At 66.4% G+C, this 20099-nt stretch carries 15 protein-coding genes and 1 tRNA gene; 5 read left to right on the top strand and 11 right to left on the bottom strand.

The window, feature by feature from the left end; genetic code table 11:
* Nucleotides 1–252: 252 nt before the first annotated feature.
* Both AC1RLU_RS01790 and gltB read right to left on the bottom strand, forming a co-directional pair.
* Nucleotides 253–1677 (bottom strand): glutamate synthase subunit beta, encoded by a 1425-nt coding sequence (locus AC1RLU_RS01790; RefSeq protein ID WP_492793616.1) that lies wholly within the window; start codon nucleotides 1675–1677, stop codon nucleotides 253–255.
* 99 nt (nucleotides 1678–1776) lie between these two features.
* Nucleotides 1777–6465, bottom strand: a complete 4689-nt coding sequence (gltB, locus tag AC1RLU_RS01785) for a glutamate synthase large subunit (protein WP_492793615.1) — start codon at nucleotides 6463–6465, stop codon at nucleotides 1777–1779.
* 615 nt (nucleotides 6466–7080) lie between these two features.
* Between gltB and AC1RLU_RS01780 the strand changes: the two genes are divergently transcribed.
* On the top strand, nucleotides 7081–8136 hold the full coding sequence (locus AC1RLU_RS01780) for a threonine aldolase family protein (protein WP_492793614.1): 1056 nt from the start codon (nucleotides 7081–7083) through the stop codon (nucleotides 8134–8136).
* A 93-nt stretch (nucleotides 8137–8229) separates the two neighbouring features.
* Nucleotides 8230–9189, top strand: coding sequence for a hypothetical protein (locus tag AC1RLU_RS01775; RefSeq protein ID WP_492793613.1), 960 nt, complete (start codon nucleotides 8230–8232; stop codon nucleotides 9187–9189).
* Nucleotides 9190–9253: 64 nt separating this feature from the next.
* On the opposite strand, the gene AC1RLU_RS01770 is transcribed toward AC1RLU_RS01775, so the two are convergent.
* Nucleotides 9254–9724, bottom strand: a complete 471-nt coding sequence (locus AC1RLU_RS01770; RefSeq protein WP_061970098.1) for an Hsp20 family protein — start codon at nucleotides 9722–9724, stop codon at nucleotides 9254–9256.
* A gap of 265 nt (nucleotides 9725–9989) precedes the next feature.
* Between AC1RLU_RS01770 and AC1RLU_RS01765 the strand changes: the two genes are divergently transcribed.
* Nucleotides 9990–11045 (top strand): alpha/beta hydrolase, encoded by a 1056-nt coding sequence (locus AC1RLU_RS01765; protein ID WP_492793612.1) that lies wholly within the window; start codon nucleotides 9990–9992, stop codon nucleotides 11043–11045.
* On the opposite strand, the gene hisN is transcribed toward AC1RLU_RS01765, so the two are convergent.
* Entirely contained in the window at nucleotides 10950–11732 is a 783-nt protein-coding gene (hisN, locus tag AC1RLU_RS01760) for a histidinol-phosphatase (protein ID WP_492793611.1), read from the bottom strand. The two genes, AC1RLU_RS01765 and hisN, sit on opposite strands and share 96 nt — an antisense overlap.
* 309 nt (nucleotides 11733–12041) lie before the next feature.
* A complete protein-coding gene (locus AC1RLU_RS01755; RefSeq protein WP_492793610.1) occupies nucleotides 12042–12962 on the bottom strand; it encodes an N-formylglutamate amidohydrolase in 921 nt (306 codons plus the stop codon).
* Nucleotides 12963–13183: 221 nt separating this feature from the next.
* On the opposite strand from AC1RLU_RS01755, the gene cpdR reads away from it, so the two are divergent.
* Both cpdR and AC1RLU_RS01745 read left to right on the top strand, forming a co-directional pair.
* Nucleotides 13184–13543 carry a cell cycle two-component system response regulator CpdR gene (gene cpdR / locus AC1RLU_RS01750; protein WP_038363805.1) on the top strand — a complete coding sequence of 120 codons (360 nt, stop codon included), beginning with the start codon at nucleotides 13184–13186 and terminating at the stop codon, nucleotides 13541–13543.
* 167 nt (nucleotides 13544–13710) lie between these two features.
* A tRNA-Val gene (locus tag AC1RLU_RS01745) sits at nucleotides 13711–13785 on the top strand.
* A gap of 162 nt (nucleotides 13786–13947) precedes the next feature.
* Here AC1RLU_RS01745 and mnhG read toward each other — a convergent pair.
* From mnhG to AC1RLU_RS01715, 6 genes are read right to left on the bottom strand one after another with little or no spacing between them, the layout of a single operon-like run.
* On the bottom strand, nucleotides 13948–14355 hold the full coding sequence (mnhG, locus tag AC1RLU_RS01740; protein ID WP_492793609.1) for a monovalent cation/H(+) antiporter subunit G: 408 nt from the start codon (nucleotides 14353–14355) through the stop codon (nucleotides 13948–13950).
* On the bottom strand, nucleotides 14352–14633 hold the full coding sequence (locus tag AC1RLU_RS01735) for a K+/H+ antiporter subunit F (protein ID WP_492793608.1): 282 nt from the start codon (nucleotides 14631–14633) through the stop codon (nucleotides 14352–14354). The genes mnhG and AC1RLU_RS01735 overlap by 4 nt, the downstream gene beginning before the upstream one ends.
* Nucleotides 14630–15115, bottom strand: a complete 486-nt coding sequence (locus tag AC1RLU_RS01730) for a Na+/H+ antiporter subunit E (RefSeq protein WP_492793607.1) — start codon at nucleotides 15113–15115, stop codon at nucleotides 14630–14632. Before AC1RLU_RS01730 ends, AC1RLU_RS01735 begins: the two co-directional genes overlap by 4 nt.
* Complete coding sequence (locus AC1RLU_RS01725) at nucleotides 15112–16746, bottom strand: monovalent cation/H+ antiporter subunit D (protein WP_492793606.1); 1635 nt, start codon at nucleotides 16744–16746, stop codon at nucleotides 15112–15114. The genes AC1RLU_RS01730 and AC1RLU_RS01725 overlap by 4 nt, the downstream gene beginning before the upstream one ends.
* Nucleotides 16746–17087 (bottom strand): Na+/H+ antiporter subunit C, encoded by a 342-nt coding sequence (locus AC1RLU_RS01720; protein WP_091856924.1) that lies wholly within the window; start codon nucleotides 17085–17087, stop codon nucleotides 16746–16748. The genes AC1RLU_RS01725 and AC1RLU_RS01720 overlap by 1 nt, the downstream gene beginning before the upstream one ends.
* Complete coding sequence (locus AC1RLU_RS01715) at nucleotides 17078–19984, bottom strand: monovalent cation/H+ antiporter subunit A (protein ID WP_492793605.1); 2907 nt, start codon at nucleotides 19982–19984, stop codon at nucleotides 17078–17080. Before AC1RLU_RS01715 ends, AC1RLU_RS01720 begins: the two co-directional genes overlap by 10 nt.
* Between the last annotated feature and the right edge of the window lie 115 nt (nucleotides 19985–20099).

The following is a 20099-nucleotide window of genomic DNA, read 5'->3' as shown; positions in this document are numbered from 1 at the left end:
AGGAAACCGCGTCAGAAACGCATAGATACATAGAAACCATAGCAATACCAAGCAGATATGCATGGTAAAGGCAGCTTTGAACATTCCTCCTTGCGTCTCTAAGGAGTAGACTACCTTTGGCCCAACGATGAAGCCAGTTTTCAGCGCCGTCCAGAGTATCCGCGACGATACAAAAATTCCCCACACCGACACTGCTGCCACAAAGGCAGCGACACCCAGTTCAGCAGAAGAGCTCATCACAAGCCCACTTTATCAAACCGGCAGGATCGTCGCGCCCATCAATTCCTTGTCGATCGCATGGGCCGCCTGGCGGCCCTCGCGGATCGCCCAGACCACCAGCGACTGGCCGCGCCGCATGTCGCCGGCGACGAAGACCTTGCCGACGCTGGTCTTGTAGTCGCGGTCATTGGCGACGACGTTGGCGCGCTTGTCCACCGCGGCACCCGACTGCGCGATCATGCCCTCGATCACCGAGCCGGCGAAGCCGATGGCAAGGAAGCAGAGATCGGCCTGGAGCACGAATTCGCTGCCAGCGATGGGCTTGCGCTTCTCGTCGACCCGGGCGCATTTCACGCCGGTCAGCCGGCCGTTGCGGCCTTCGAGCCCGAGCGTCGCCGCCTGGAATTCGCGCTCGGCGCCCTCGGCCTGCGAGGACGAGGTGCGGAACTTGGTCGGCCAGTACGGCCAGACCGTGAGCTTGTCCTCGATCTCGGGCGCCATTGGCCGGATGTCGAGCTGCGTCACCGAAAGCGCGCCCTGGCGGAAGGCGGTGCCGACACAGTCCGAGGCCGTATCGCCGCCGCCGACCACGACGACATGCTTGCCGGCCGCGCTGATCGGCGCCTCGTTCGAGACATCCTCGCCACCGACGCGCTTGTTCTGCTGGGTCAGGTACGGCATCGCGTAATGGACGCCGGCGAGATTGGTGTCGGGCAGGCCGGGATCGCGCGGCGCTTCCGCCCCGCCGGTCATCAGCACCGCGTCATGCTCGGCCATCAGCGTGGCGAAAGGCAGGGTCACGCCGATATTGGCGTTGTAGTGGAAGGTCACGCCTTCCGCCTCCATCTGCTTCACCCGGCGGTCGATATGCTTCTTCTCCATCTTGAAGTCGGGGATGCCGTAGCGCAGCAGGCCGCCGGCCTTGGCCTCGCGCTCATAGAGATGGACATCGTGCCCGACACGGGCGAGCTGCTGCGCCGCGGCCATCCCGGCAGGGCCAGAGCCGACGATGGCGATGCGCTTGCCGGTGCGCTTGGCCGGAATTTCCGGCGCGATCCAGCCCTCTTCCCAGCCCTTGTCGGCGATCGCCTGCTCGATCGTCTTGATCGTCACCGGCATGTTTTCGAGGTTGAGCGTGCAGGCTTCCTCGCAAGGCGCCGGGCAGATGCGGCCGGTGAATTCCGGGAAGTTGTTGGTGGAATGGAGGTTGCGCAGCGCATCCTCCCAGCCGCCGGAATAGACCAGCTCGTTCCAGTCCGGGATCTGGTTATGGACCGGGCAGCCGGTCGGCCCGTGGCAGAACGGAATGCCGCAATCCATGCAGCGCGCCGCCTGCTTCTTGACGTCGCGCTCCTCCAGCGGGAGCGTGAACTCGCGGAAATGCCGGATGCGGTCGCCGGCGAGCTGATACTTCTGCTCCTGCCGGTCGAATTCGAGAAAGCCCGTGACCTTGCCCATGCCGTTTCTCTCGCCGTGTGCGCGGGTACGTCCCCGTGCGCGTGCCTTAACCTGATCGAGATGCCGGGACCGTGACGGCCCCGGCGGGGTGGCGTTCGCTTATTCCGCAGCCTGCAAGGTGCGGGCCTGTTCCATCTCGCGCAGCGCGCGGCGGTACTCGACCGGCATCACCTTGACGAATTTGGTGCGGTAATCCGCCCAGTTGTCGAGGATGGTGCGGGCGCGCTCCGAGCCGGTGTAGTCGACATGGTTCGTCAGCATCTGCATCAGGCGCTCTTCATCGTGGCCCGACATGTTGGTCATGTCGATCCGGCCCTTGTGTTCGAGATCGCCGCCGTGATGGTGCAGACGCTCCATCAGGTCCTCTTCCTCCTCGACCGGTTCGAGATCGACCATCGAGAGGTTGCAGCGCGACTTGAAGGTGCCGTCCTCGTCCAGGACATATGCGATGCCGCCCGACATGCCGGCCGCGAAATTGCGCCCGGTCTGGCCGATCACCGCGACGACGCCGCCGGTCATGTACTCGCAGCCATGGTCGCCCGTGCCTTCCACCACCGCGATGGCGCCGGAATTGCGCACCGCGAAACGCTCGCCCGCGACGCCCCTGAAATAGGCCTCGCCCGCGATCGCACCGTAGAGCACCGTGTTGCCGACGATGATCGAGCGCTCGGCCACGGCCCTGGTCGCCGGATCGGGCTTCACGATCACCTTGCCGCCGGACAGGCCCTTGGCGACATAGTCGTTGGCCTGGCCGGTGAGCTCGACGGTGACACCCGCAGCCAGGAAGGCCGCGAAGCTCTGGCCGGAGGTGCCGGTGAGCTTGACCGTGATCGTGTCTTCCGGCAGGCCGGCATGGCCGTATTTCTTGGCGACGGCGCCGGACAGCATCGCGCCCGTGCTGCGATCGACATTGCCGACCGGCTTCTCGATCACGACCGGCGTGCCGGTCTCGATCGCGTTCGCGGCCTCAGCCAGGAGCTGGCGGTCGAGCACGGTGTCGATCGGGTGCTTCTGCAACTCGACATGGCGGATCGCCACGCCCGGCAGATCGACCTTGTGGAAGAGCTTGGTGAAGTCGAGCCCGTTCGCCTTCCAGTGTTCGATCGCGTCGCGCTTGTCGAGCAGATCCGAACGGCCGACGATCTCCTCGATCCTGGTGAAGCCCATCTCCGCCATGATCCGGCGGACATCCTCGGCCACGAAGAAGAAGTAGTTCACGACATGCTCGGGCAGGCCCTTGAAGCGCTTGCGCAGCACCGGGTCCTGCGTCGCGACGCCGACGGGGCAGGTGTTGAGATGGCACTTGCGCATCATGATGCAGCCGGCCGCGATCAGCGGCGCGGTCGAGAAGCCGAATTCGTCGGCCCCGAGCAGCGCGCCGATGACGACGTCGCGCCCGGTCCGCAGGCCACCGTCGACCTGCAGGGCGACCCGGCCGCGCAGATGGTTCAGCACCAGCGTCTGCTGCGTCTCGGCAAGCCCGATCTCCCAGGGCGAGCCGGCATGCTTCAGCGAGGTCAGCGGGCTCGCGCCCGTGCCGCCCTCGAAGCCGGAGATGGTGATGTGGTCGGCGCGCGACTTGGCGACACCCGCCGCAACCGTGCCGACGCCGATCTCCGAGACCAGCTTCACCGAGACATCGGCCGACGGGTTGACGTTCTTCAAGTCGAAGATCAGCTGGGCGAGATCCTCGATCGAATAGATGTCGTGATGCGGCGGCGGCGAGATCAGGCCGACGCCCGGCGTCGAATGCCGGGTCCGGGCGATCTTGGCATCGACCTTGTGGCCGGGGAGCTGGCCGCCTTCGCCGGGCTTGGCGCCCTGCGCCACCTTGATCTGCATCACATCGGCATTGACGAGATATTCGGTGGTCACGCCGAAGCGGCCGGACGCGATCTGCTTGATCGCCGAGCGCTTGGAGCGGCCATCCGGCATCGGCCGGAAACGGATCGGCTCCTCGCCGCCCTCGCCAGTATTCGACTTGCCGCCGATCTGGTTCATCGCGAGCGCGATCGTCTCATGCGCCTCGCGCGAGATCGAGCCGAAGGACATCGCGCCGGTGGCGAAGCGCTTCACGATCTCGGCCGCCGGCTCGACGCTCTCCAGCGGCACCGGCGCGCGGCCGTTATCGGTGGCCATCTTGACCTTGAACAGGCCGCGGATGGTGCTGAGCCGCTGCGCGTCATCGTTGACCTGCTGCGCGAACTCCTCGTAGCGATCCTGCGCGTTGAGGCGCACAGCGTGCTGCAGCGAAGCGACGACATCCGGCTTCCAGACATGGTCCTCACCGCGGACGCGATACATGTACTCGCCGCCGATATCGAGGCTGTTGCGGTAGAGCGGCGAGTCGCCGAAGGCGTCGCGGTGACGGCGCAGGCTCTCCTCGGCGATCTCTTCGAGGCCGACGCCCTCGATCGCCGTACCCGTCCCGAAGAAGAACTTGTCGACGAAAGCGCTCTTCAGGCCGACCGCATCGAAGATCTGCGCGCCGCAATAGGACTGGTAGGTCGAGATGCCCATCTTGGACATGACCTTGAGCACGCCCTTGCCGACCGACTTGATATAGCGCTTCACCACCTCGTCGGCATCGACCTCCTCGGGGAAGGCGCCCTGCTCATGTTGGTCGAGCAGGGTGTCGAAGGCGAGATAGGGGTTGATCGCCTCGGCGCCGTAGCCCGCGAGGCAGCAGAAATGATGGATCTCGCGCGGCTCGCCGGATTCGACGACGAGGCCGACCGAGGTGCGCAGGCCCTTGCGGATCAGGTGGTGATGCACCGCCGCCGTCGCGAGCAGCGCCGGGATCGGGATGCGGTCGGAGCCCACCTGCCGGTCGGACAGGATGATGATGTTGTAGCCGCCATGGACCGCCGCTTCCGCGCGCTCGCAAAGCCGCGCCACCGCGCCGTCCATGCCGCTCGCGCCCTCGCGCGCCGGATAGGTGAAGTCGATCGTCTTGGTATCGAAGCGATCCTCGTAATGGCCGATGCAGCGGATCTTCTCGAGATCGTCATTGGTCAGGATCGGGGTGCGGACCTCCAGGCGCTTGCGGCGCGAGGTGCCTTCGAGATCGAGGATGTTCGGACGCGGGCCGATGAAGGAGAGCAGGCTCATCACCAGCTCCTCGCGGATCGGATCGATCGGCGGGTTCGTCACCTGCGCGAAGTTCTGCTTGAAATAGGTGTAGAGCAGCTTCGACTTGAGCGAGAGCGCCGAGATCGGCGTGTCCGTGCCCATCGAGCCCACGGCTTCCTGCCCGGTCACCGCCATCGGCGCCATCAGCAGGCGAACGTCCTCGGTGGTGTAGCCGAAGGCCTGCTGGCGATCGAGCAGCGGGACGTCGGTGCGCGAGGCCCGCGCCTCGACCGGCGGCAGGTCCTCCAGCACGATCTGGGTGCGCTTCAGCCAGTCCTTGTAGGGGTTGGCGAGACAGAGCGAGGTCTTGATCTCGTCGTCGCCGATGATGCGGCCCTGTTCGAGATCGATCAGCAGCATCTTGCCGGGCTGGAGGCGCCACTTCTCGACGATCTTCTCCTCCGGGATCGGCAGCACGCCGAATTCCGAAGCGAGCACGACGAGGCCGTCGTCGGTGACGAGATAGCGCGCGGGGCGCAGGCCGTTGCGGTCCAGCGTCGCGCCGATCTGACGCCCGTCGGTGAAGGCGATCGCGGCCGGCCCGTCCCAGGGCTCCATCAGCGCGGCATGGTACTCGTAGAAGGCGCGCCGCTCCTCGTTCATCAGCGGGTTGCCGTTCCACGCCTCCGGCACGAGCATCATCATGGCATGGGCCAGCGAATAGCCGCCCTGCACCAGGAATTCGAGCGCGTTGTCGAAGCAGGCGGTGTCGGACTGGCCCTCATAGGAGATCGGCCAGAGCTTGGAGATATCCGAGCCGAACAGGTCGGAATCGACGCTCGCCTGCCGCGCCGCCATCCAGTTGACGTTGCCGCGCAGCGTGTTGATCTCGCCGTTATGGGCGACCATCCGGTAGGGATGGGCGAGGCGCCAGGACGGGAAGGTGTTGGTGGCGAAGCGCTGGTGGACGAGGGCCAGCGCGCTGACGAAGCGCTCGTCCTGCAGGTCCTTGAAGTAGGAGCCGAGCTGGTTCACCAGCACCATGCCCTTGTAGACGATGGTGCGGCAGGACATCGAGACGGGGTAATACTCCGCCGTCTTGCGCTCCTGATGCTTGTAGACCTTGTTCGAGACCGACTTGCGGAGGACATAGACCTGCCGCTCGAACTCGTCCTCGTCGGTGATGTCGTCGGGGCGGCCGACGAAGAGCTGGCGATGCACCGGCTCGGTCGCGAGCACGGCCTGGCCGAGATCGCCGTTGTCGACCGGCACGTCGCGCCAGCCGAGGAAGACGAGTCCCTCCTCCGCCACGGTCTGCGAGATGACATCCTCGCACATCGCCCGAGCGGTCGGATCGCGCGGCATGAAGAACTGACCGATCGCGTAATAGCCTTGCTCCGGCAGGGCGATACCGAGCCGCGCGGTTTCCTCGCGGAAGAACTGGTCGGGGATCTGGACGAGGATGCCGCAGCCGTCGCCGAGCTTCGGATCGGCACCGACGGCGCCGCGATGGTCGATATTGTGCAGGATCTGCAGGCCCTGCTGCACGATCGCGTGGCTCTTGCGGTTCTTCATGTCGGCGATGAAGCCGACGCCACAGGAGTCTTTCTCGTTATTGGGATCGTACAGGCCCTGACGCACCGGCATCGCCGGATCGCGCACAGCCGGAAATCGCTCGAAAGCCGCTGCGCCGCTCGACTTGCTGGTCACGCTCATCGTCAAACCCCGCTTCCCAGAACCCCGCGAGCTTGCGCCGGCAGGGAGACCCGTCAGTCCATGATCCCGATCGCTGCGGCCCTCAGTGCCGACTTGAAGTCGGCAGCAAGGATGGGGCCAAGGCGGTCCGGCCGTCGTCTCGTTGGAGGCTTTGCTTGCGCTTTGTTTCCACCGCGCCCGCGTCCTCCGCAGGCGCCTCGGGCGTGCCTCGCCCGTTCGCGCCTGTCTTCAGGCCGTCGTTTTACGGACGGCGCGCGTGCGATTGGCTTTGGCGTTGGTAGCCCGGCCCTTCGTCATGCTCCGCTCCGCTGCGACGGCGCGACCTTGAGCTAGAACAGCTTTTGGTCGGCGCGGTGAAAAATGGGACAGCAACACTGTCCTATTGCGATGAACTTGCCAGAATTCCAATCTACGCACAAGCGCCGATTTCGCGCTGCAGCGAAATTTTATTGCAAAATCGAATCCGTACCAGACATTTCCGGAACGAAAGCCTGACTCAGGCAGCCCGGTTCTTGTTTTTGAAGCGTTCGCGCGAATCCGTCCGGCGCAGCGCGCAAGCCCCCTCTCCACCGGTGCCGCTTGGCAGGAAAGCGCCATCCGCCTAACCCTCAAATCATGGATTTCTTCAGCGACAACACCGCCGCCGCCAGCCCCCGCGTCATGGCCGCTCTCGCCGCTGCCAATGCCGGCGCCGCCTCCCCCTATGGCAAGGATGACTGGACGCAGCGCGTCGAGGAGCGCTTCGCCGCGATCTTCGAGCGCGAGGTCGCGGTCTTCCTCGTCCTGACCGGCACGGCGGCGAATGCGCTCGCGCTCGCCAGCATCGTCAAGCCCTGGGGCGCGGTCCTCACCCATGAGGAGGCGCATGTCGTCGAGGACGAATGCGGCGCGCCGGAGTTCTTCACCAACGGCGCCAAGCTGGTCGACCTGCCCGGCACCGGCGCCAAGCTGACGCCGGAAGCGGTGACGAAGGCGCTCTCGCATCTGCGCGCCGGCGATTTCCACCAGGTCCAGGCCCAGGCGTTGACGATCACGCAGGCGACCGAATGCGGCACCATCTACACGCCGGCCGAGGTGCGCGCCCTGAAGGAGGCCGTGACGCCGCGCGGCCTGAAGCTCCACATGGACGGCGCCCGCTTCGCCAATGCGCTGGTCACGCTCGGCTGCACGCCGGCAGAGATCACCTGGAAGGCCGGCGTCGACGTGCTCTCCTTCGGCGGCACCAAGAACGGCGCGCTGGCGGCCGAAGCCGTGATCTTCTTCGACCCGGCGCAGGCCGAGGAGATGAAATGGCGACGCAAGCGCGCCGGCCAGACGCTCTCGAAGGGCCGCGTGCTCGGCGCCCAGTTCGAAGGCCTGCTCGCCGACGATCACTGGCTCGACCTCGCCCGCCACGCCAATGCCCGGGCCAAACGCCTGGCGGATTCAGTCGCGCAAGGGGGCGAGGCGCGCCTCGCCTGGCCCTGCCAGGCGAACGAGGTCTTCCTCGTCCTGCCGCCCGCCGTGCAGGAGCGCCTGAAGGCCGCCAGCATCGGCTATTACGACTGGTCCGCGCGCTCGCTGCCGCCGGAAGCCCCGCTCAAGGAGGGCGAGGTCGTCGGCCGCTTCGTCATGTCCTTCGCGACGGAAGCGGAGCATGTCGAGGCCCTGATCGCCGCGATCGCCGGCTGAGCGGGCCCATTTGCGCCGCGTTTCCAGCCCCACGCCCGCCGCAATCCCTAACAAGACTAAGTGTCGAATAGTCATTCGTTAAGGGAATTTGGCATGGCAGATCGTTCGACCGCACCGGGGCGCATCGCGCTGATGGGCCTGGTCGTGGCCGGCGCAATGGCCGGCATGGCGGGCGCCGCCAGCGCGCAGTACTACTATTATGACGACGGGTACGATCCCTACCCGGCCTATGGCTACGGCTATCGTTATGATTACGGATACGCCCCGCGCCCACCGGTTGCAGTGCCGCGTGCTCCGGCTGCCGTCTCCGCCTATTCGGTCAATGGCATCGCCGCCCGCCGTTACGGGCTCGTCCGGATCGAGCGTTCGATCCGGCGCAACGACACTTATATCGTCGACGGCGTCACCGCCGGCGGCCAGCGCCAACGCCTGATCCTCGACGCCTATGCCGGCGACTTGATCCGCCGCATTCCCCTGCGCGGGCAGCCGGCTGCTCCCAGCGTCGCCCGCGCCGATCCGCGCGAGGAGCACGCTCCGCCGCGCCAGCGCCTCGTGCCCCAGCCGCCCGAACGCCCGGCCGAACTGAAGGGCCCGGCGGAAGCCAGCGCCCCGGCGACAACCGTGATGCCCTCGCCGGCCGCGCCGCCAGCACCCGAACCTGTCCAGCCAGCGGAAACGCCGCCGGCAGAAGCGAGCGCGCCCGCGACCACCTCACCGCCCTCCCCCGCCGCACCGCCGGCACCCGAACCGGCGAAGCCTGCGGAAACCGCACCGGCCGAGGCCAGCGCTCCGGCAACCGCCGTGCCACCGCAGCCCGCCAAGCCGGCGGAGCCATCCCCCGGCACGACCGATCCGGAGACCGGCGCCGACAAGCCGAAGCTCGTCAATCCCAGCGATGTGCGGAATACCGAAGGCACCGACCGCAAGCCGCCGCTCTCGACAGCTGCGCCCGCGCCCGAGGCTCCGGCTATCCCGCCGGTGCAGCAGAACGACCCGACGCCATCGACGCCCAAGCCTGAGACGCCGATCGCCCCCGTCGCGCCGATGAACTGACCGGCCAACAAAAAAGGCTCCCGTTTCCGGGAGCCTTTCGCTTTCATCGAAAGCTGGACGCTGGTTACGCAGCCTTGGCGACCTTGGCCTCGAGGACCTTGGCCGAACCGCCGGTGCCGATCGCGATCTGGCGCGGCTTCTTGGCCTCGGGGATCTCGCGCACGAGGTCGATATGCAGCAGGCCGTTCTCCAGGCTGGCGCCGGTCACCTGCACATAATCGGCAAGCTGGAAGCGACGCTCGAAGGCGCGCGCGGCGATGCCCTGATGCAGGACCTCGCGCTTCTCGGCGCCCTCGACGAGCTGCTTCTCGCCCTTGACGGTCAGCGCGTTTTCCTTGGACTCGATGGAGAGGTCACCCTCGCCGAAACCCGCGACCGCGATGGTGATGCGATAGGCGTTCTCGGCGGTCCGCTCGATATTGTAGGGCGGGTAGCTCGGGGCGGCTTCGTTGCTCGTCGCCTGGTCGAGGAGATTGAACAGACGGTCGAAGCCGACGGTCGAGCGATAGAGCGGGGAAAGGTCGAAATGACGCATGATATGTCCTCCGAAGAAGCGACAATGGGGTCGGTCCGCCTCGCCTGAGCGCGGACCTAGGTTGCTTTCGCGCAGCCGGTTCCGGCCTGCGCAGACCTGATCTGGGGAGGCGCCCGGGCTTTTCAAGAGCCGTTCTTTCGGGCCGCGAAATCAGCCCTCGCATTTCTTTTTAAGCGCACCGACATGTTTTCGCAGGATATCCGGCGCAGAATATCGAGCATGCGGCGGCCGCGTTCGACACTGCAGCCGCGATGCGGAGCACTTGATGGCCGAAGCCGCTTTTTTCGCCGATCCGGATTATCCCGTTCCCGGGCATGGCAAGACCTGGCTCGCCACGACGCGCGACGGCGCCTCCTTGCGTTTCGCCAGCTGGCGCCCGACGGTGAGGCCGGTGCGCGGCACCATCGTCGTCGTGCAGGGCCGGGCCGAGTTCATCGAGCGCTACAGCGAGACCGTCGCGGAGCTGCGTCGCCGCGGCTTCCACGTCCTCTCTTTCGACTGGCGCGGCCAGGGCGGCTCGCAGCGCTTCGTCCGCCGCACGCGCAAGGGCCATGTCGGGCGCCTCAGGCATTACGAGGCCGATCTGGCGCTGGCGATGGCCGAGATGCAGGCGAAGCTGCCCCCGCCCTATTTCGTCCTCTCCCATTCGATGGGTGCTGCGCTCTGCCTCGACGCCGCACGCTCGAATGCCTTGCCGGTTTCGCGCATGGTCGCGCTCGCGCCGATGCTCGGCATCGCGATGATCGCGCATCCCGGCCGGGCGAAGATTCTGGCAAGCCTTCTTTACTGGCTCGGCTTCGGCCGGGCTTTCGTGCCGGGCGGCGGCGACACCGCGATCGCGACCAAGCCCTTCGAGGGCAACCGCCTGACCAGCGATCCCGTGCGCTATGCCCGCAACGCCGCGCTCTCGGCCGCGGCGCGCGATCTCAGCATCGGCGACCCAACCATTGCCTGGATCAGGACCGCCTTCCGCCTGATCGCTCGCCTCGCCGCGCCTTCTGCAGCGCTGGAGGTAAAGATACCGACCCTGATCATCGCCGCCGGCCGCGACCCGGTCGTCTCGACGCCGGCGATCGAGCGCTTCGCGGCGCGGCTCAAGACCGGCTCGGCGCTGGTCCTGCCGATCGCGCGCCACGAGATCCTGATGGAAAGCGACGCGATCCGCGCCCAGTTCTGGGCCGCCTTCGACGCCTTCATCCCCGGCGAGGACCAGGCCCTGCCGGGCTCAGCCGGCGAGCAGGGCCATGGCGGCCTCATGCAGCGCCTTGCTGCCGGCCGCGAGGATGCGCCCGCCCCCGGCAGCGCTGCCGCCGTCCCATGAGGTGACGATGCCGCCAGCGCCCTCGATGATCGGGATCAGCGCCACGATGTCATAGGGCTTGAGGCCGCTCTCGATCACGAGATCGACATGGCCGGCAGCGAGCATGCAATAGGCGTAGCAATCGCAGCCATAGCGCGAGAGCCTGACCTCCTTCTCCACGCGGGTGAAGGCCTTCGCCTCCGCGCCCTTGAACAGGGCGGGCGAGGTCGTCATCAGCGTCGCCGTGGCGAAATCGGTGGTCTGGCGGGTCCTGAGCTTCTTCGGCCCGCCCGGCCCCTCATAGCGCGCCTCGCGCCCGTCGCCGGAATAACGCTCGCCCGAGAAGGGCTGGTGCATCATGCCGTAGACCGGCACGCCGTTGCGCGTCAGCCCGATCAGCGTGCCCCAGACCGGAATGCCGGAGATGAAGGCGCGCGTGCCGTCGATCGGATCGAGCACCCAGACATATTCGGCATCGGTGTTCTCGCTGCCGAATTCCTCGCCGAGCACGCCATGGGCCGGGAACTGCCGCTTGATCATGTGGCGCATCACCGATTCGCCGGCGCGGTCTCCCTCGGTCACGGGATCGAACACCCCGCCCCGCGACTTGTCCTCCGTCGCATGCAGCGCCCGGAAGAAGGGCAGGATCGCCCGGCCGGACTGCGTCGCCAGATCCGCGACGAAAGCGCCGAAATCGACTGCGCTCATGAACAGGCACTCCAGTTTGCTGCTTTGCAGCATCGACTCCGCAGATTGACCATCTCAGGCGAGGTCGGATGCGGAAATATCCGAAAAACCCCGCCTTTTCGTCTCGGCATCATGCGCCCATCGCATGACGCCTGTGATTCCGCTGATTTCGCTTGTGTTTTGCAGCGCACGCTCATATTGTGCACTGCGAAGGGGAGATGACCTCAAACCTTCATTGCCCTCCTTGGGCGTTTCCTCCCTAGACTTGGGCCGCCACGCAAGTGTGCGGCCCTTTTTTCTTGGAAAGCCCCCCCGCTTCACCAGCTGCCGCTATTCGGCCGCTTCGCGCCATTCGTCGAGCCAGCCGCTCCAGCGCGCGAAGCAATCGGCCATCACCGCCGCCATCGCCTGCTCGACCGCGCCGAAGCCGTCATGCGGCTCCAGCGTCGCCTCGTTCATGTAGAGCGCGCGGTTCACCTCGATCTGCAAGGCATGCACCCCAGCGGCCGGCGCGCCGTAATGCTCGGTGATGAAGCCGCCGGCATAGGGCCGGTTGCGGGTGACGCTGAAGCCCAGCCGCGTGAAGGCCTGCTCGGCGATGTCGATGATGTAGCCGGCCGCGCTGGTGCCGAAGCGGTCGCCGAGGATGATGTCCGACTTCGCCAGCCCGTCGCGGTCGAGCCCGGCCGAGGGCATCGAATGCGCATCGACCAGGATGCAGGTGCCGAACACGCCTTGGGTACGCTGGACGAGGCTGCGCAGGCCCGCATGATAGGGCCGGTAGAGCTCTTCGATCCGGGCGAGCCCCTCCTGGACCGGAATCCGTCCGAAATAGATCTCCTGCCCGTCGCCGACGATGCGGGGGACGGTGCCAAGGCCTCCCGCCACGCGCATCGAACGCGTATTGGCGAAGGGCGGCACCCGTCCCTCGAACATGCGCGGATCGAGCTCGTAGGGCTCGCGATTGACGTCGAGATAGGCGCGCGGGAACTCGGCCACCAGCAACGGCGCGCCGAGCGAGACGCTCTGCGCGAACAGCCGGTCGACATAGGCGTCCTCGGAGCGACGCAGGCTGCGCAAGGGCAGGCGCGCCGCCTCGACGAAGCGGCGGGGATAGCAGCGCCCGGCATGCGGCACGTCGACCACCACCGGCACAACCTGGAGAGCCGGCTGGTACAGGCTGAACGGCCGCTCGATCTCGGCGACGACATCGTCCGGCGCGGGCGGAAAAGGGGCTGAGGACAGGCTCATCGCAAATGACTGAAGCACACAAACCTGAACGGTTGAAGCGATGTCGCGAAACCCTGGAAAATCCGTGCTGGATTCACGCGTTGTTTACCATGATGTTGCCTTATGAAAGGACATGGTTCCAACTGTGCGGCCGGGTGATTACCCAACCGTTCCAGGCCCGGCCTCGGCCGGGCGCCAGACGCTAGACGAACTCAGGCCTCAGGGACGAACAGATCAGGCCCATGACGAAGATACTGCTCGCGGAAGACGACAACGATATGCGTCGCTTCCTGGTCAAGGCCCTGCAGAACGCAGGCTACGACGTCGCCTCCTTCGATAACGGCCTGTCGGCTTATAACCGCCTGCGCGAGGAGCCGTTCGAGCTCCTGCTGACGGATATCGTCATGCCGGAGATGGATGGAATCGAGCTGGCGCGCCGCGCCACCGAGCTCGATCCCGACATCAAGGTGATGTTCATCACCGGCTTCGCCGCCGTGGCGCTCAACCCCGATTCGCAGACGCCGAAGGATGCGAAGGTGCTCTCCAAGCCCTTCCACCTGCGCGAGCTCGTCAACGAGGTCGAGAAGCTGCTGGCCGCCTGAAAGGCCGTTCGGCATCGCACGAATGTGGATGCCGACAGCCCCTGTAGAATTTATGCGGCAAACGCCTTGCCACCCGCGAAGCGAGCCGCTATAGCCCCCCTCACTCGCAGCGTGATCGCGGCCAACACGGCCCGGACACGCTTCCGGAAGCTGCTTTCAGCGGCGACGGGCGCGTAGCTCAGCGGGAGAGCACTACGTTGACATCGTAGGGGTCACAGGTTCGATCCCTGTCGCGCCCACCATTTTCCCTCAGTGTCTGCTGGGGATTACGGCCTCCCTCCCGGGAGGCCGTTTTCGTTTGGGGCCGCGAATGGGGCCATGACAGCGCACAAGGCCCGGCACGCGGGCTCCCGGGCAGGTAAGTCATATGAGAGTTTGTCACCTGTTGCCCGCGTAGAGCGCGTTCATCCGCGCGGCGGATCGTCTCCCGATTCCGGCGCAGCGGCGTTCACGCTGCGGCGACGCAACATGGTTCGCGGGGGGACATTTGCATCGTCCTCGACCCGATCCCGGTAAAGCGCCGCGCGAGCGAGCAGCATGAGCGTGACCGGCGTCGTGATGGTGACAAAGACGCCGATCATGATCTCGTGCACGATCGGCCGCGATCCCAGTGCCGAGAAGCAGACGACCGACGCAAGCAGGATCGCCCCGGTCCCCCAGCTTGTGCCGAGCGTCGGCGCATGAACCCGCTCGAAGAAGCTGCCGAAGCGCAAGGTTCCGATCGCGCCGACCAGGGTCAGTGCGGCGCCCAGGAGGACCAGGACGGCCGTCGACAGGGCCGCCCAGGCGGGCAAGTTCTCGGCCGGGGTCATTCGATCACCTCGCCGCGCATCAGGAACTTGGCAAGCGCGATGCTTGAGACGAAGCCGAGCACGCTGATGATCAGGGCCGCCTCGAAATAGATTGCGCTGCCGGTGCGGATGCCGATCGTCAGGATCAGCAGCATGGCGCAGACATACATGGCGTCGAGGCAAAGCACCCGGTCCTGCGCGCGCGGCCCCCGGATGACCCTGTAGGCGTAGCACGCCATGGCAGCGACGAGCATCGCCTGCGCGGCCATGACCGACCACAGGAGAATTGCGGCGATCATTCGAATATCTCCATGAGCAGCGCCTCATAGCGATTCTTGATCAGGGAGACCCAGTCGGCCCCCTCGACGAGATCGAGCACATGGATCAGAAGCACGCCGGTATCCGGGGCGTACTCGACCCAGGCCGTCCCGGGCGTGCTGGTGACGATGCATGACAGCAGAGCCAGGCCGGTCTTGTCGCGCAGGTCGAGCGGTATGGCGACAAAGCCTGCGACCCGGTCGCGACGGTCCCCACCGATGATGATCCTGGCAACGTCGATGTTCGACTGGAGGATGTCCAGCACCACGATGCCCAGAAGCTTGGGAAGAAGCTGCCAGCGCCTCAGTCTGGGCTTGGACGGCTGCAGCGCCGCCATCGCGTGGGAGGCTCCGATCGCGACCGCGACACCGACGAGGAGCTGCCCGGTCGAGAAGGAGGTGAGCAGCAGCCACATCAGCAGCAGCGCCACGGTCAGGAGCGGATAGGGCAGCGCGCGGCTCATCGGGACACGCCCGGCGGGTGCCCCGCCCCCAATACGCTCTGAATATAGCTCGACGGGGCATGCAGCGCCTGCGCCGCGGCGTCGGTATAGCTGAGCACCGCGCCGCCCTGGACCGCAAGAACCATGCAGAGCGCCAGCAGCGCGACGATCGGCGCGACCTCGACCACGAGCACGCGCGGAATGATGACCTCGAGCGGCGCCCAGAATATCCGGATGCCGCTGCGCATCATGGCAACCAGCGCCGCCAGGCCGGACAGGATGACCAGCGCGACCAAGAGCCAGATGCGCCCTGGAATCGCGGCCGGAGCTCCCAGCCCGTCCGGGTTCAGCATCCCCGTCAGCATCGCGAACTTGGCGATGAACCCCGACAGCGGCGGCAGGCCCGCGAGCAGGAGCGCGGCGCATCCGAACGAGATGCCCAGGATGGCGAGCGCCCCCGGCATGGCCACGCCGACCTCCTCGTCCTCATGTTCCTCGCCCTTGTCGGTCTCGTCGCCATACGCCTCCATGGTGACGGCCAGCAGGTCCGCCGCCGGCTCGCGTGCCCGCTCCACCAGTTCGATCAGCATGAAGAGGGCGGCAACGCTGAGGGTCGAGCTGACCAGGTAGAACAGCGCTCCGGACACGACCCTGGCATCGCCGATGCCGACGGCCGCGAGCAAGGTCCCCGAGGAGATCAGCACGCTGTAGCCGGCGAGCCTGCCCATCGCCTGGGACGCGAGCAGGCCGAATGTCGCAAAGGCGATCGTGCCCATGCCGCCCCACAGCAGGACCATGCCGCCGAAGCCCGCAATATCACCGGTCTCGGGGCCGAAGAGCAGGAGCGTGAGGCGCAGCAGCACATAGGTGCCGACCTTGGTCAGCACGACGAAGATCGCGGCAACGGGAGCCGCTGCCGCCATATAGGCGGAAGGAAGCCAGAAGCAGAGCGGCCACAGCCCGGCCTTGACCAGGAAGGCGGTGCCGAGGATGGCGACGCCGGCGCGCAGCAGCGCCTGGTCCTCGGCCGGCACGTTCGGCAGGCGGACGGCGAGATCGGCCATGTTCAGCGTTCCGGCGGTCCCGTAGATCAGGCTGACGCCGATCAGGAAGAGCAGCGATGCGGCCAGGTTGATCGCGATGTAGTGGAGCCCGGCGCGAACCCGGAAGGCGCCGGAACCATGCAGCAGCAGCCCGTAGGAGGCTGCCAGCGTGACCTCGAAGAAGACGAAGAGGTTGAAAAGGTCCCCGGTCAGGAACGCGCCGCCGAGCCCCATGAGCAGGAACTGCAGGAGCGTGTGGAAATGCGGCCCTGCCCGATCCCAGCGCGCCGTCGAGAACACGAGCGAGGCGACCGCCAGCACGGCCGTGAGGGTGAGCATCAGCGCCGACAGCCGGTCGAGCACCAGCACGATGGCGAAGGGCGCGGGCCAGTTGGCGACGGCATAGGACGAGGACAGGGCAGCGCTTCCGCCGGGAACCCCGTCTGCCAGGCGCATCAGAGCGATCGCCGTCACCAGGAGCAGCAAGGTCGATGCCAGGCTGAGCAGCGCCTTCAGCGTGTGGCGCAGCTCGTCGATCAACAGCAGGGCGGCCCCCGTGATCAGCGGAAGCAGGATCGGGACGATGAGAAGGTGCCTCGTCCACTCCATCAGTTCGGTTCCCTCCCGTCGACATGGTCGTTGCGCGTCAGCCCGCGGGCGACGAGCAGCACGACCAGAAGGAGAGCGGTCGTGGCGAAGCCGATCACGATCGCCGTGAGCACGAGTGCCTGCGGAATCGGGTCGGCATAATCCGCCGGATTCCCCGCGCCGCCGGATTCCAGCACGGGAGCGGCTCCGACGCGCAGCCGGCCCATGCTGAAGATGAAGAGGTTCACCGCATAGGAGAGCAACGACAGGCCGATGACGAGCTGATAGGTGCGCGGACGCAGGACCAGCCAGACACCCGATCCGGTGAGAACGCCGATGGCGATTGCAAGCGTCAGTTCCATCGCCGGCGCTCCTCTTCGAGACGGGCGGCCGCGCGCAGGCGGCGGACGGATTGGTGGGCGATGGCGATCAGCATCAGCACCGTAGCCCCGACCACGAGGCTGAAGACGCCGAGATCGAACAGGGTCGCGCTCGCCATGGGAACCTTCCCGACGAGCGGCAGCTCGACATACCGGAAATACGAGGTGAGGAAGGCATCTCCCAGCAGCATCGAGGCCGCCCCGGTGAACGCGGCCAGAAGCAGGCCGCCGCCGATCCAGACAACCGGAAGGATGCGCAGCCTGTCCTCGACCCAGACCGTGCCCGCAGCCATGTATTGCAGGATGAAGCCTGCCGCCATGGCGACGCCGGCCACGAAGCCCCCTCCCGGGGCGTCATGTCCCCGCAGGAAGAGATAGGCGGCCAGGACGATGACGACCGGGAACATCCACTGCATGATCACGGATGGCAGGTAGAGGTATTCTGCCTTGGTCGCTCCGGCCTCCACCTCCGGCTCGGCCTCGTCAAAGGACCACTGGATGCGCTGCTGTTCGGGCCGCTCGATATTGTCCGGCGCGGGGCGGAAACGCCGCAGCAGCGCGAAGACGGTCAGCGCGACGATGCCGAGGACCGTGATCTCGCCCAGCGTGTCGAAACCGCGGAAATCGACGAGAATGACGTTGACGACGTTGCGGCCGCCGCCTTCGCTATAGGCCTTCTCGACGAAGAATTTCGAGATCGTGTCGGGCGGCATGCGCGTCATCACCGCATAGGAGACCGCCGTCATTCCCATGCCCGCAACGACGGCGATCGTGAGGTCCCGGAAGCGGCGCAGCCGCGGCAGCCAGCCGCTCGGTTCCGGCACGTCCTGCAGCCGCTTGGGCAGCCACCGCAGGCCGAGCAGGATGAGCACGGTCGTCACGATCTCGACGACGAGCTGGGTCGCGGCAAGGTCCGGCGCGGAGAGCCAGACGAAGGTCACGCAGGTCACGAGCCCCGTGCCGCCAAGCAGGGCGAGTGCAGCGAGGCGGTGGAACTTGGCCTGATAGGCGGCGGCGACGGCGCAGATCATGCCGACGCACCAAAGGCCCGTGAAGGCGAGATCCGTCGTGCCGTTGCCGAAGGACCCGAAGGAGAGGCCCGAAGCGAGCAGCGGGACGGTGCCGGCGGCCACTGCGGCCGCCACCAGCAGGCGCATCTGCGGCTGAAGGCGCCTGGTGCCGAAGATGTCCTCGACCAGCGGCGCTGCGCGCCACGAAATCGCGACCATCACCCGCTCGAAGATGCGTTGCCCCTGGATCCGGCCGAGAAGCGGCGGGCGCTCGGAACGCTCGAGGTAATTGCCGACGCCGAGATACAGAAGCGCGCCGGCCGCCAGCGCGAGCACGCTCATCGCCATCGGAAGGTTGAAGCCGTGCCAGACCGCCAGGCTGTATTGCGGCGTGGCGGCACCCAGCACGGACGAAACGGCGACGTGGAGGAACGAGCCGATGGTCAGGGTCGGAATCATGCCGACGACGAGGCAGGCGATGACCAGGAACATCACCGGGAACCGCATCCAGAACGGCGGCTCGTGGGGTTCGCGGGGAAAGCTTTCGGGGGGCGCTCCCAGGAAGATCGAATGGATCAGCCGCAGGGAATAGGCGACGGCGAGCGCGCTGCCGAGCACGGCCGCGTAGGGAGCGGCGGTGTCCAGCCAGGAATCGGCGTGGGTCTCTACGGCTTCCGCGAAGAACATCTCCTTCGAGATGAAGCCGTTCAGCAGCGGAACGCCCGCCATCGCGGCACTCGCCACCATGGCGAGCGTGCCCGTGATCGGCATGTAGCGGAACAGGCCCGAGAGCCGCCGCAGGTCGCGCGTGCCCGTCTCGTGGTCGATGATCCCGGCCGCCATGAACAGCGATGCCTTGAAGGTCGCATGGTTGAGCATGTGGAAAATCGCCGCCACGGCCGCGAGCGGGCTCCCGAGGCTGAGCAGCAGCGTGATCAGGCCCAGATGGCTGATCGTCGAATAGGCCAGGAGTCCCTTCAGGTCATGCTGGAACATGGCGAGGTAGGCGCCGAGCACGAACGACGCCATTCCAGCGATGCCCAGGATCATGAACCATTCGGGCGTGCCGGAGAGCACCGGCCACAGCCGCGCCATCAGGAACACGCCAGCCTTCACCATGGTGGCCGAATGCAGGAACGCCGAGACGGGCGTCGGCGCCGCCATGGCGTTGGGTAGCCAGAAATGGAAGGGAAACTGCGCGCTTTTCGTGAGCGCGCCGAGGAGGATCAGCACAAGCGCCGGGACGTAGAGCTGATGCGAACGGATCAGGTCGCCCGATCGCAGGACGTCGTCGAGGTCGTAGCTGCCGACGATATGGCCGACGATCAGCACGCCGCCCAGCAAAGCGAGGCCGCCCATGCCGGTTATGGTCATGGCCATGCGGGCGCCGTCGCGCGCTGGCTGGGTATGGTGCCAGTAGCCGATCAGCAGGAATGAGAAGATGCTGGTCAGTTCCCAGAACACGACCAGAAGGATCAGGTTTCCCGAGAGGATGACCCCCAGCATCGATCCCGTGAAGGCCAGGAAGAACATATAGAAGCGACGGACCGGATCCTCGGCCGACATGTAATATCGGGCATAGATAACGACCAGAAGCCCGATGCCGCTGACGAGCATCGCGAAAATCCAGGCGAAACCGTCCATCCTCAGGGTGAAGTCAAGCCCGAGGGACGGTATCCAGTCGATCTGAGCCCGGACGGCATCTCCGCCGCTGACATCAGGATAAAGCGCCCCGGTCACGACGAGGCAGGCCAGCATGGTAACCCCGGTAATCCAGGTCGCCGGCTCGCGGGAAACGCCCGGGAATACGACCACGGCCAGGCTGCCGACGAAGGGTAGAACGAGGATCAGCAGTAGCGGGGAAGGCATCGTTCTCCTTTGGCTGCGAGGCGTCGTCCGTTCTTAGGCCATCGATCGTGATCCGCCAACGGCGAGCGGCCGGTCATACCGTCGCGCGCTTTCTCTCGCCCTGACGACGGCGGAC

This window comes from Allobosea sp. GW822-FHT05A11 (genome assembly GCF_058800455.1).
This window is presented reverse-complemented; position numbering and strand designations above follow the sequence as displayed.

Bases quoted from the DNA above. Each gene is read 5' to 3' on its own strand.
- AC1RLU_RS01765 (WP_492793612.1), top strand. From the start codon at position 9,990: ATGGCCGAAGCCGCTTTTTTCGCCGATCCGGATTATCCCGTTCCCGGG.
- mnhG (WP_492793609.1), bottom strand. From the start codon at position 14,355: ATGACCCCGGCCGAGAACTTGCCCGCCTGGGCGGCCCTGTCGACGGCC.
- AC1RLU_RS01775 (WP_492793613.1), top strand. From the start codon at position 8,230: ATGGCAGATCGTTCGACCGCACCGGGGCGCATCGCGCTGATGGGCCTG.
- AC1RLU_RS01755 (WP_492793610.1), bottom strand. From the start codon at position 12,962: ATGAGCCTGTCCTCAGCCCCTTTTCCGCCCGCGCCGGACGATGTCGTC.
- hisN (WP_492793611.1), bottom strand. From the start codon at position 11,732: ATGAGCGCAGTCGATTTCGGCGCTTTCGTCGCGGATCTGGCGACGCAG.
- gltB (WP_492793615.1), bottom strand. From the start codon at position 6,465: ATGAGCGTGACCAGCAAGTCGAGCGGCGCAGCGGCTTTCGAGCGATTT.
- AC1RLU_RS01735 (WP_492793608.1), bottom strand. From the start codon at position 14,633: ATGATCGCCGCAATTCTCCTGTGGTCGGTCATGGCCGCGCAGGCGATG.
- AC1RLU_RS01770 (WP_061970098.1), bottom strand. From the start codon at position 9,724: ATGCGTCATTTCGACCTTTCCCCGCTCTATCGCTCGACCGTCGGCTTC.
- AC1RLU_RS01730 (WP_492793607.1), bottom strand. From the start codon at position 15,115: ATGAGCCGCGCGCTGCCCTATCCGCTCCTGACCGTGGCGCTGCTGCTG.
- AC1RLU_RS01715 (WP_492793605.1), bottom strand. From the start codon at position 19,984: ATGCCTTCCCCGCTACTGCTGATCCTCGTTCTACCCTTCGTCGGCAGC.
- AC1RLU_RS01790 (WP_492793616.1), bottom strand. From the start codon at position 1,677: ATGGGCAAGGTCACGGGCTTTCTCGAATTCGACCGGCAGGAGCAGAAG.
- cpdR (WP_038363805.1), top strand. From the start codon at position 13,184: ATGACGAAGATACTGCTCGCGGAAGACGACAACGATATGCGTCGCTTC.
- AC1RLU_RS01780 (WP_492793614.1), top strand. From the start codon at position 7,081: ATGGATTTCTTCAGCGACAACACCGCCGCCGCCAGCCCCCGCGTCATG.
- AC1RLU_RS01720 (WP_091856924.1), bottom strand. From the start codon at position 17,087: ATGGAACTGACGCTTGCAATCGCCATCGGCGTTCTCACCGGATCGGGT.
- AC1RLU_RS01725 (WP_492793606.1), bottom strand. From the start codon at position 16,746: ATGGAGTGGACGAGGCACCTTCTCATCGTCCCGATCCTGCTTCCGCTG.